The organism is Chitinophagales bacterium, assembly GCA_019638515.1.
Taxonomy (GTDB): domain Bacteria; phylum Bacteroidota; class Bacteroidia; order Chitinophagales; family LD1; genus UBA7692.
Genome location: JAHBTS010000001.1, coordinates 614,672 through 627,326 on the forward strand (window position 1 = coordinate 614,672; position 12,655 = coordinate 627,326).

6 protein-coding genes are annotated in these 12,655 nt (G+C 39.9%); 5 read left to right on the forward strand and 1 reads right to left on the reverse strand.

Annotated elements, in window-relative coordinates; genetic code table 11:
- Positions 1 to 24 precede the first annotated feature (24 nt).
- On the forward strand, positions 25 to 4,347 hold the full coding sequence (locus KF872_02620) for a hypothetical protein (protein ID MBX2902424.1): 4,323 nt from the start codon (positions 25 to 27) through the stop codon (positions 4,345 to 4,347).
- A 95-nt stretch (positions 4,348 to 4,442) separates the two neighbouring features.
- Entirely contained in the window at positions 4,443 to 6,164 is a 1,722-nt protein-coding gene (locus KF872_02625; GenBank protein ID MBX2902425.1) for an OmpA family protein, read from the forward strand.
- An 80-nt stretch (positions 6,165 to 6,244) separates the two neighbouring features.
- Here the strand turns inward: KF872_02625 and KF872_02630 are convergent, their stop codons facing one another.
- A complete protein-coding gene (locus KF872_02630; GenBank protein ID MBX2902426.1) occupies positions 6,245 to 7,537 on the reverse strand; it encodes an aminopeptidase P N-terminal domain-containing protein in 1,293 nt (430 codons plus the stop codon).
- A gap of 388 nt (positions 7,538 to 7,925) precedes the next feature.
- On the opposite strand from KF872_02630, the gene KF872_02635 reads away from it, so the two are divergent.
- Genes KF872_02635 through KF872_02645 form a run of 3 tightly spaced genes read left to right on the forward strand, consistent with a single transcriptional unit; the run spans position 7,926 to position 12,614 of the window.
- Positions 7,926 to 9,065, forward strand: a complete 1,140-nt coding sequence (locus tag KF872_02635) for a cystathionine gamma-synthase (GenBank protein MBX2902427.1) — start codon at positions 7,926 to 7,928, stop codon at positions 9,063 to 9,065.
- 58 nt (positions 9,066 to 9,123) lie between these two features.
- Positions 9,124 to 9,567, forward strand: coding sequence for a hypothetical protein (locus tag KF872_02640; GenBank protein MBX2902428.1), 444 nt, complete (start codon positions 9,124 to 9,126; stop codon positions 9,565 to 9,567).
- Between the two features lie 5 nt (positions 9,568 to 9,572).
- Positions 9,573 to 12,614, forward strand: coding sequence for a M4 family metallopeptidase (locus KF872_02645; protein ID MBX2902429.1), 3,042 nt, complete (start codon positions 9,573 to 9,575; stop codon positions 12,612 to 12,614).
- Positions 12,615 to 12,655 lie beyond the last annotated feature (41 nt).

Consider the following 12,655-nt stretch of genomic DNA (forward strand, 5'->3'; position numbering starts at 1 on the left):
TAACTTTTTTAAATGAAGAAAAGTATGAAAAATGTAACCTCTTTAATGCTTTTGGCAACAATGGCTCCTGCCGCGCTACTAGCAAATGTAGATGTGAACTTTAAGAGCCAAAAAGCTCAAAAGAAGACGGAGGCATTTTACAAAACAGATGTAAACGATTGTGCAACTCCGGTTTCTACATTCGATTTGGATATAAACAACGTTCGCTGTAAGTTGATGAACGGTGGCGATATGTGGTGGGATAGAGGTGCGCAAGCAGCACGCTATGAAGTACCTAAGTCTAATCCGCCTTCATATACATCATCGCTTAACATGTTGTATGCAGGGGCAATATGGATTTCGGGAGTTGATGCCGGAAACAACTTAAAGGTAGCAGCACAGCGCTATAGAGCAAGCGGAGATGATTTTTTTGCAGGACCATTAAACACGAATGGTGAAACTTCAAAAAGTACTTGTGTAAAGTGGGATAAGCACTTTAGCGTGTATGGAAAAGATATTGAAACTGTAATTCAAGCTTATGAGTTAGCAGGCGGTAATCCGTTGCCTCAGTCTTCAATTCCTACTGATGTATTGCGTTGGCCGGGAAAAGGTAATCCAGTATTGGAATCAGAGGGTTACGATATGAGTAGCGTATTAGCTCCGTTCAGAGATGCCAATGGAGATGGTATTTACGACCCAACAAAAGGCGATTACCCAACTATTTATTCAAGCGCATATCCTGCTCCCGATACTTTGGGTGCTTATGCCGACCAAATGGTGTATTGGGTAATGAACGATGCCGGAAATATCCACTCAGAATCAAATGGACAAGCTATTGGTGTTCAAATCAACTCATTAGCGTTTGCATTTAAAACAACTGATGAAATCAATAACATGACTTTCTATCGGTATAACATCACCAATAAATCTTCTTTATCATTACAGCAATCATATATTTCGCAGTGGAGTGATCCGGATTTAGGTAATGCTGCCGATGATTACGTAGGTTGTGATGTGTCAAGAAGATTGGCCTTTGTTTACAATGCCGATAACTTTGATGAGGCAGCCAATGGTGTGGGCGGTTATGGCTCACAACTTCCAATGGGCGGTATCGTATTTTTTGAGGGACCAAAAGATTTGAACGGCAAAGAATTGGGACTTACCAGTTTCGTATATTTCAACAATGAAACTTCGGGTGCCAGAAGAGACCCTAGTTCTGCAGTAGAGTATAGAAACTATATGACGTCTCGCTGGTTAGATGGGACTTTGTTTACCGAAGGCGGAACAGGATATGGTGGAACAACAGTAACGAATTTTTGCTTCCCAGGCGATCCTTCAGATCCTTCAAAATGGAGTGAATGTAATAACCAAGTAAATGGCGCCAATGCTAAAGGCGACCGTAGGATGGTTCAAACTTCAGGTCCTTTCTTGTTAAACACAGGTGTTACTCAGGATGTAACCATAGGCGTGGTATTTGTTCGCCCTCCGGGAACAGGAGTTGGTTCTTGTCCTCCGCTTTCGCTTATTCGTCCTGCTGCTGATAAGGCGCAAGGCTTATTCAATCAAAAATTCAGAATTACAAACGGTCCCGATGCTCCAACTCTAGAAATTAGAGAATTAGACCGCGAGCTTATTGTAAACTTAGTGAACCTACCGGGCAGCAATAACTTTGCTCAAGGTTACAAAGAGGTAATTCCTACCGCAAGTGTATTATTCCCTGGCGATACCTCTAACAGAACTAAGTATGCTTTTCAAGGATATAAACTGTACCAAGTTACCGATTCAAGAGTTTCTGCTACAGATTTAGAAGATCCAGACAAAGCGCAGTTAATAGCGCAAGTAGATATTAAAGATGGTGTAGGTAAGATTGTAAACTTTCTGTTAGACCAATCTTTAAACTTATATATTCCGGTTGAAAAAGTACCGGAAGGCGATGGAACAGATAAAGGTATTACATCTTCTTTTAGAATCACTACCGATAAATTTGCCCAATCTGTGGATCAAAATAAATTGGTAAACCACAAAACTTACTACTATACTGCCATAGCATACGCGTATAACAATTATGCCACATTCGATTATGCACGTATAGATTCTACACAGGCAGAACCTTACAAGGTAGGTAGAAAGAACTTTAAAGTGTATTCCGGCATTCCTCATAAGCCGGAAGTTGCTTCTAGCGGCACAGTATTGAATGCTACTTACGGACAAGGTGTTGAAGTAAAAAGAATTGAAGGTGCTGGCAATGGTGGAAACATTATTGATTTGACGGAGGCTACAATTGAGAAAATAGTAAAATCACCTGCTGCTTATACCGATACTTTGGTATATGAAAAAGGAAAAGACCCAATTAAGTTTAAAGTAACCGATCCAATGAAAATATTTGAAGCCAACTGGGAGGTTCGCTTTAAAATGAGTACCGATTCTGTGAATACATACAGCAATATATATGATGATTTTGGTGTACTTCTAAGAGTGGACTCGGCTACATTGGTAGATACCTTAATTACCTGGGAGTTACTTCGCTATGGCGCTAATGGAAACATTGAAGAAACAATAGAGGCTGAAAATATTCCATATTCAAAACGCAAACGTATTTCTTATGGTGTAGGGCCGGCCACCACCACTTTCGATGAAAGATTCTCACGTCCGTATGAGCAGTTTATTGCGGGAGTTATCAATAATGAAAGAGTAGATTATGGTTTTTCATTAACTTTTGGAAATCCGGTTGCAGTGTACACTAATTACTCAAATAGTAAAGATATTTACGATTTCCTAACTAGTAGTATTGAGCATGTAGATGCGGTAAACCCTTGGTTACTCTTTGTGAAAGACGAGGGCGATAAATCTGTATTGAATTGGATTCGTTCAGGATTTTTGCCGGTAGATGTTTCATTGGCATGGGAGCCTAATCGTTACCGTGCAGGAATTACCGATACTGCCTATACCGATAGAAAAGGGATTTTTGATAAAATGGTAAATTCTACTTGGGCACCATATTGCTTAACTTCAAATTTCGCTCAGGAGAATACTACATCTTGTTTAACCTATTCTAGTGGAACAGAGAAAGGTCCTGCATTTACCTATGGCCCTGGATTTAAGTGGAGAAACTATCAAAATTCGGCAGGCTATTCGGCATCGCAAGGTAGCACCGATTGCAAAAACAGCAACTTGGGTCATCCGGCACCTCAAAACAACTTAGATGAATTGATAAGTGTAGATGTGGTTGTAACACCCGATACCTCTAAATGGACACGCTGCGTGGTATTTGAAACCGGAGAGCAAACCGGAACCAATGCCGGAGCAGATATTGCACCCAATGGCAAAGCTCCACGCAAAGGTCAAATTCGCAGAGCATTCTCTCGTAATAAAGACGGTTCAATAGCATTTGAATTTAATAACAATGGCGATTTTGTGGAAGACACAGGTCGCTCATGGTTCCCTGGATATGCAATCAATGTAGAAACCGGAGAAAGATTGAATATTGCTTTTGGCGAGGCATCTGATAATCCGGAGCAAAATGGTGCCGATATGTTGTGGAATCCAACTTCATCTGTATTGTCTCCAATAAACTTAGGCGGAGCAATTCCTCAGTTGCCATTCTTTGGTGGTAAACACTTTATTTATGTAATGAATTCTCGTTACGATGAAGGAAAAGAAGCACAAGATATTCTATTGAATTATTACAATGTGCCTTCAACAACTGCTATTACCAGCACAGCTATCCAAGAGTTGCACAGAAGTTTAATTTACACTAGCATCCCTTACTTAAAAGAAGGAATACAGTTTAAGCAAAATGGTTCTGTACATAATGTACCACCGGATGTAGTAAAAGTAAAATTGCGCGTAGAGCGTCCATTGCACGATTTTATTACAGTAGCTACTGGCGACCCAACTTTAAAAAGAGCATTGCCTCGTTACCAATTTAGCACTGCAGGTTTAGGTGTAAAGCGTGGTCAAACAGCCGTAGCTAAAAACGCATTAGATTTAATAAGAATTGTACCCAATCCTTATTTAGCCTACTCGCAGTACGAAACTACACAGTTCGATACACGCATAAAAATTATCAATCTTCCTAATAAATGCACTGTAAGCATTTTTAGTATTGATGGTACTTTTATTAGAAGATATACAAGAGCTATTGATGTAAATCCGGCTACCAATGCTAAAGTAGATATTAGCGATGGTGCAGCTTTAACAGATGGCGATATCAATTTAGACAGTTCATTAGATTGGGATTTGAAGAATGATAAAGGCGTACCGGTAAGTAGTGGTGTGTACATTGTTCACATTAAAGCAGATGGACTAGGAGAGCGCACCCAAAAAGTATTTGTGGGTATGCGTCCACCGGATATTTCAAACTTCTAAATTCTATTGTTTAGAAAACCATAACTTAAGCAGCATCGGTTACGAATTAGTTGCCGATGTTTGGAGATAAAAAAGACAAAGCAAAAAGAAAGGCAATGAAGAAAATTTTATACTTAGTGTTGGTGGTTGGCGCGGCAACAAGTGCTTTTGCTGGTAACCCCGATAGACGCGGAGAAAGTGGTGCCAACGAATTAGTAATGAATGGCTGGGCGCGTTCAACTGGTATGTGGGGAATGAACAGTGCCAGAGTTCGCGGTATAGAGGCCGAACGAATAAACCCGGCAGGTTTAGCGTTTGTTCGTAAAACAGATATTCAAATTGCATATTCTTTGTGGATGCAAGGTTCCGGTTTGGGAGTAATCCAAGCGGGTATTGCACAGCAAGTAAAGCGCAATGTATTTTCATTACACGTACAGGCACTTAACTTTGGGCAAATTATTCGCACAACAGTAGAAAATCCACAAGGCGGTATTGGAACCTACACACCGCGTTTTATCAATATAGGTTTAACGTATGCACGTGTTTTTTCACGCAGCATCTATGGTGGTGTAACTGTTCGTTTAATCAATGAAGGAATAGACAATATCAATGCTTTTGGCTTTTCGGTAGATGCGGGTTTGCAGTATGTTACAGGAAAAAAGAAAAATATCCACTTTGGTGTTGCACTTAGAAACGTAGGCACTCCAATGACATTCCGTGGTGATGGTTTTTCTTTTCAAGGAAATGCAGAAAGTGGAAACTACCAATTGGCATTCGATAGAAAATCTCAAAAGTTCGACTTGCCGGTTCAATTAAACATTGGTGCGGCCTATGATTTGTTGTTGGGCGATAAAGTAGTATTGGCTCCCGGAGAAGAAACTCAAAATTATCGTGTAACTTTTGCTGCTAACTTTACTTCTAATGCCTTTGGTAACGATTACTATGGTGGTGGTATAGAGTTTTCTTACAGAGATATCTTTATGTTGCGCGGAGGTTACCGTGGCGAAGCGGGTATTGGTAAGGCTTCAACACGCCAAAGTGCTTACACCGGTTTTTCTGCCGGTATGACGGTAGAAGCTCCATTTAAAAAAGATGGAACAGGGCCAAGATTAGGACTTGATTACTCTTTTAGATCTACCGATCCTTATATGGGAACCCACAGTTTGGGATTACACTTTAATTTGGGCGGTAAAGACAAAGAAGAAAAAGGAGAAATTCCATCTGCTAAAGCTGCTTATGATGAAGATAAATCCTCTAAAAAGGAAACTAAGAAAAAGGCTTCTTCAAGAAAATCAAAGGATGAAATTCAAGCGGAGGCTGATGCCAAAGTTGATTCTATCAACAAAGTAAATGCACAATTATTGCTAGAGTTGGAAGCCGCTAAAAACAAACCGGCTGATACTATTGTAAAAGTAAAGCAGGTTGAAGTAATAAAAATAGATACACTTTTCTTTGGTGCAAAATCGCATATTGAAGAAGTAGATGGTAAGAAAATTGAAGTGTTTGATGATTACGATAACCTTGAGTTTGAAACAGGTGCTTCAACCGTAAAACCTTCTTCGTATCAGTATTTAGATTACTTAGTTGCTAAGTTAAGAAAGCATCCAGATGCTATTATTAGGCTGAGTGGCCATACCGATAATGTTGGTGCTCGCGATAAAAATGTAAAGCTGTCGCAAGATAGAGTTACAGCAGTTAAACAATACTTTATCTCTAAAGGTATAGATGATTTCCGTATAAAAACGGAGGCTTTTGGGCCCGATAAACCAAAAGTTCCAAATACTACTGCGGCTAATCGTCAAACTAATAGAAGAGTAGAAATATTCTTAGAACACTAAGCAATAGCGATAGTTAAAATAAGAGAGGCTGTTCATTTGAACAGCCTCTTTTTGTTGGAGGCAACAAGGTTTTAATAGCATTATTTTTTGTTCATAATAGCTTCAATCTCGTCTGCTTCTATAGGGATGTTAGCCATAAGGTCGATAGGCTTGTCTTTGGTAACTAAAATGTTGTTTTCAATTCTAATTCCAATTTTTTCTTCTCTGATGTAAATACCCGGCTCACAGGTAAGTACCGCACCTGCCGGAATTTTATGATAGCGACTTCCAACATCGTGTGTATTTAATCCTAAGAAATGTGCTGTACCGTGTGGGAAGTACTTTTTGTACAGAGGATTTTTCTTGTCTTGTTTTTTTACATCGGTTGGCTTCAGGAGTTTTAGTTTAATAAGTTCACCTTCCATGATTTCACCTATTTGTTTGTTGAATTCAAATAGTTGAATGCCGGGTTTCATTAGTTGTACTGCCTGTTTATGTACGCTCAAAACAGCGTTGTAAACTTCCTTTTGCCGTTTAGAAAATTTGCCGTTTACAGGAATAGTACGTGTTAAATCTGAGCAGTAGTTTGCATATTCTGCGGCACAATCCATTAGCAATAATTCTCCGCTTTTGCATTGAGTGTTATTGGCATTGTAGTGTAAAAAGCAGGCATTCTCTCCCGTTGCCACAATTGGCTCGTAAGCGTGTCGTGTAGCGCGGTTGGAGAGGTACTCGTGCGTAAGTTCGGCTTCAATTTCGTATTCCCATACGCCAGGCTTTACAAACTGAAGTGTACGCAAGAAGCCCTTATGTGTAATATCTATGGCGCGGTTTAGCAAGCCAACTTCTAAGGTGGATTTTTTGGTGCGCAATTCTGCCATAATGGGAGCTAAGCGTTCATAGCGGTGTAGCGGAAACGCGTGGCGAATTTTTTGTACCAATACAGCTTCGTATGTTTCTACTTTCCATGAGGCGCGATCGTGCTCATTGGTATTAAGATATACATGATCTGCCAAGTGCATGAGCGAAAATAATGTTGGAAATACATCGCTGCTCCAGCGCACTTCTTTAATGCCTGAAATAGTGCGGGCTTGCTCTTTAGTAAGTTTTTTTCCTTCCCAAGTTTCAAGCAGTTCATTGGTTGGGCGGATAAATAATATCTCACGCAATTCTTCTACCGGAGCATCAGGAAAAAGCAATACAAAAGATTCTTCTTGGTCAATTCCCGTAAGGTAAAATAGATCGGGGTTTTGCCTCCATTTATAGTATGCATCGGCACTGTCGGGCATGGGCACGTTGCTGCCAATAAATGCAATACTGTTTTTCTTTAATTGTTTTGAAAGGTTCTTTCTATTGAGTTGAAAGAGTTCATTGTTAATTACATCGTAACGCATGGTGCTAAGGTAACATTCTGGATTTTATTTGCGTATGAAAGAGTATGAATTCCCCAACCACTATTTCTGAAAACTATTTAAGGCTAATTGTTGCCTTAGTTGTTGTAAGTTGGTTGGTAATGGCAGTATTACCATTATTGGTATAATTTTTTTGTTAAGTGTGAAACAATTTGCAGGCAAATACAGTAAAAGAAAGCATCTTACTTAAAGATACACCAACAGCACCGGGCAAGAGTTTTAGGAGGGTTTCTCTTGTGCCGGTGTTTTTTATTTTGCAATTCCGGTAAGCACTTCGGTATCCTTTCCATTTAGTTTTTAGCTGTTTATAGTTTCATTTTTCATAACCACCTCAATGGTTTATTCTTGCTTTTATAAAATAGTAAGAGCAATGAAATTTGGTACCAAGGCAATACATGCCGGCTTAGAGCCAGACCCAAGCACAGGGGCTATTATGACACCTATTTTCCAAACATCTACTTTTGTGCAAGAAAGCCCGGGTAAGCACAAAGGCTATGCTTATGCCAGGGGGAAAAACCCTACCCGCATGGCTTTGGAAAAAAATATTGCAGCATTAGAAAATGGTAAACACTGTTTATGTTTTAGCAGCGGTATGGGAGCTACAGATGCAGTAGTAAAATTGCTACGCCCCGGAGACGAAGTAATCACAGGTAATGATTTATATGGTGGCACTTACCGCATGTTTGAAATGGTGTATGCGCATTTCGGAATAAAATTTCACTATGTAGATTTAAGTAAGCCGGAAAATATTTTATCTTTTGTAAATGCTAATACAAAATTGCTTTGGGTGGAAACACCTACCAACCCTACCATGCGAATTATAGATATTGAAGGTTGTGCCGCTATTGCAAAACAACACGGTTTTATTTTTGTTGCTGATAACACTTTTGCTTCTCCTTACTTACAAAATCCACTCGATTTGGGCGCTGATATTGTAATGCACTCCGTTACCAAGTATCTTGGTGGCCATAGCGATGTAATAATGGGCGCGCTTATTACCAATAGCGATGACTTGCATCAGCGATTGGCATTTATTCATAATTCGTGCGGTGCTGTGCCGGGGCCAATGGATTCGTTTTTAGTATTGCGCGGTATAAAAACCTTGCATCTGCGTATGCAGCGCCATTGCGAGAATGGGAAGAAGATAGCAGCCTATCTACGACAACATCCACGAATAGAAAAGGTGTATTACCCTGGTTTAGAAGACCATCCAAATCATGCAATTGCAAAAAAGCAAATGCGCGATTTTGGCGGTATGATTTCGATTACGCTAAAGGATGCTTCGTTAGATGAAACTTTTAAAGTTGCCTCTTCGTTCCAAGTATTTTCATTAGCCGAATCTTTGGGAGGAGTAGAAAGCTTAGTAAACCATCCGGTTACCATGACACACGCTTCGGTGCCCAAAGCCGAAAGAGAGAAAGTAGGTGTAACGGATAACTTGCTTCGATTTAGTGTGGGTGTAGAAGATGTAGAAGACTTATTGGCCGATATAGAGCAAGCATTAAAGTAGCCTTGATAAATTTTTTGTTTATCCAATAAAAGTTATATTTGGATAAATCTCTCTGGCTATGGATACTCAAAGGCCGTTCGTTTGTTGGATAACGCTGTTGTTATTCGCAATCATTACTTCATGTGCATCTCAAAAAGAGGTGGCATCGCCCGCAGAATGGAAAGGTAATTCAATTAAGTTTGGTAAAGGCGGTGGTTTTACCGGAGTTTCAAACATGTATGTGCTGTTAGAAAACGGACAACTTTTTAGCCAAGACGGCTTGAGCAGTAACTATACAGCTTTATCGAAAGTAAGTAAAAAGGCAGCAGCCGCACTCTTTAAAAGTGCAGCATTACTGTCGTTTCCGGCAGCAGATGTAAATGAGCCGGGTAATATGTACAAAGAGCTTCAGGTAACTTTACCCAATAAGACTATTAAACTGCTTTGGAGCGATGGAAATACAACCGTAAATTCCGATATAAATAATTTTCACCAACAACTTTTATTACTCATCAAAAAATAAATGGTATGAAGAAAATTTACACACCAACTGTTTTATTGCTGTTGCTTTCTGTAATGGCAATGAGTTCTGAAAATTCTTTTACCGAAAAAAAGAAAAAGGAACAAGGTAAGTTTGAACCTACATTCAACTATACATTTATAGACCCTACGGCACAGCCAGTTAAGCAGCCGAGTATGCTTAATTCTACGCCATTTAAACCAATGCCATCGCTAAATTTGCAAAAACAAAATTTACAAGAAAAGTGGCGAATTAACCGCGAACCCAATACCGGGATGCCTATGGAAATAGAAGGTATAAAACATGAACTTTCTATTACAGATTTAAGCAGTGAAACTAAGGTAAAAGCAGAAGCTCAGCGACTATTGGCACAAATGTCTGTAGCATTAGGTGTAAAGGATGCTTCGGCAGAGTTTGAGCCAATTTATTTTGAAAACGACAAGCAGCAACGCGCACATTTAAAGTTGCAGCAAAAGCTAAATGATATTGAAGTATATGGTGCACAGTGTTGGTTGCATTTTGATACAGACGGCTCTGTATATTGGAATGGAAGAACACGCCCCACACCTGCCAATACAGCCTTAAAGCCAATGGTATTGATGGATGGAGCACAAGCAGCAGCACTTACAGATTATTATGTAAATGAAAAGAAAGTACACGATTTCGCGGCATACGTTTCGTTGGCTTCGTACAAAAGTACATTGGTGTTGCTGCCTTCGAGCGAAAGACTGAATGAGTTTACTTTAGCATGGCATATTACAACCCAGCCCAATATCTTAAAGCGTTGGGAGTATTTTGTTAACGCACTTACCGGAGCCGTAATTGATAAATACAATCACAATTGCGGTGCGGGAGCTACTACGGCTACGGCAACAGATTTAATGGGTCAATCTAAAACTATCCATGTATTTCAAGATAATATCTACTATCTTATCAATGCATCGAAAGACATGTACACCGGTTCACAAAACTCTAAACCGGGTGCAGGAAAAGGAACCATAGTTACATTAGATTTCCAGAACGGCACGCAGCAAAGCACTTCGTATAAAGATATAACTACCAATAACAACACCGGCTGGAATGCCACAGGTGTTTCTGCACACAGTATAGCCAATGCTACTTATGATTATTTTAAGAGTACATTTAACCGTAAATCTTTCGATAATAAAGGAGGCGATATTGTTTCTTTCATAAATGTGGCAGATGACGATGGTGGTGGTTTAGATAATGCGTACTGGTCCGGCCAGTACATGTTTTATGGCAATGGAAGAAATTCGTTTTTGCCTTTGCCTCGCGGTTTAGATGTTGGTGGGCATGAGTTGGCACATGGTGTTACACAAGAAACTGCCGGATTAGAATATAAAGATGAATCGGGTGCATTAAACGAATCGTTCAGCGATATATTTGGGTGTATGGTTGATAGAGATGATTGGATGATGGGTGAAGATGTGGTAAAACCGGGTGTTTTTGCCGGAGGAGCATTGCGCAACATGGCAGACCCACACAATGGAGGAAGCAGCTTAAATGATAGAGGATGGCAGCCCAACCACATGAATGAAAAATACACAGGTACACAAGATAATGGTGGTGTACACATCAATAGCGGTATTGTAAACAGGGCTTTTTACATTATTGCCAATGCAATAGGAAAAGAAAAAGCAGAGCAAATTTATTACAAAGCACTTTCTCAATACCTTACTAAAACATCGAAATTTATCGATTTAAGATTAGCAGTAGTAAAAGCTGCTACCGATATACATGGTGCTAATTCTACCGAAGTAAATACAGCTAAGCAGGCGTTTGATACTGTGGGTATTTTTGACGGAAGCGGAAGCGGTACCCCAACTAATTTACCCACCAATCCAGGAACTGAGTTTATTGTGTATGGTTCCAACTCTCAAGGCGATCCAAATACGTTCTATTTGTCTGATGTAAATTTCTCAACCTTTCAACCACTTTCGCAAGTTCCATTAAATAAGAAAGCATCGGTTACCGATAATGGTTCTGTTGCAGTATTTGTAGGTACCGATAATAATATTTACTCGGTGCTGTTATCAAGCCCTTATACTCAAACACAACTTACCAACGATGCATCGTGGTCTAACGCTGCTGTATCTAAAGACGGGCAACGTGTTGCTGCGGTATCTAAGTTTCAGGATACTTCTATTTATGTATATGATTTTGGTAAACAGCAGTGGGCTAAATTTAGATTGTATAACCCAACCACGGGCGGTGCAGCAGTAGGTGGCGTTTTATATTCCGATGCCATTGAGTGGGATTACACAGGCGAATATGTGCTGTACGATGCTTACAATAAATTGAGTAATTCAGGTGGTGGCTATATTGATTATTGGGATATGGGCATCATAAATACTTGGAGTAAAGCAAATAACAGTTGGGGTGCAGGTACTATTTTTAAGGTGTTTAATTCATTAGAGTCGGGGATTAACATTGGTAATGCTACATTCTCTAAGAATTCGCCTTACATTATTGCATTTGATTTCGAAGATGTGAATGCACAAGAATTAAGTGTGCTTGGTTGCAATATGGAAACAGGGAATGTGGGTGTAATTTATCCTCAGAATCTTACTTATGGCACGCCATCGTATTCTAAAACCGATGGCATGGTAGCCTTTACCGGAAAGGATAATAATGATGCTTATGTTATTGCTTATGTGAATGTAGGCAACGATAAAATTACCAGCTCGGGTAGCGCACAGGGAAAACTCACCGATGCGTTTTATCCAACGCTATTCTCTACCGGAACCAGGCAGCTGCCTTCCGCTATAAACGAGGCTGAGGAGAGTAAATTGGTGGTTTATCCTAATCCGGTTGAAGATATTGTGAATGTAAGCGGTGCAGATTTTTCCGGAGGCGGAACTGCCGCTCTTTGCAATTCTATCGGAGAGATTATTTGGGAAAGCTCCTTTAGGCCAATGGATACTAAGTTTGTAAGATTCAATATTGCAGATGTTGCTGCGGGAAATTATGTGTTGAAAATTCGCACAAGTGCGGGTGTAAGCAGTGCCAGATTGGTGAAAGCTAAGTAATGCCTTTAATACATTCGGCATAAAAAAAAGAGGCTGTCTCA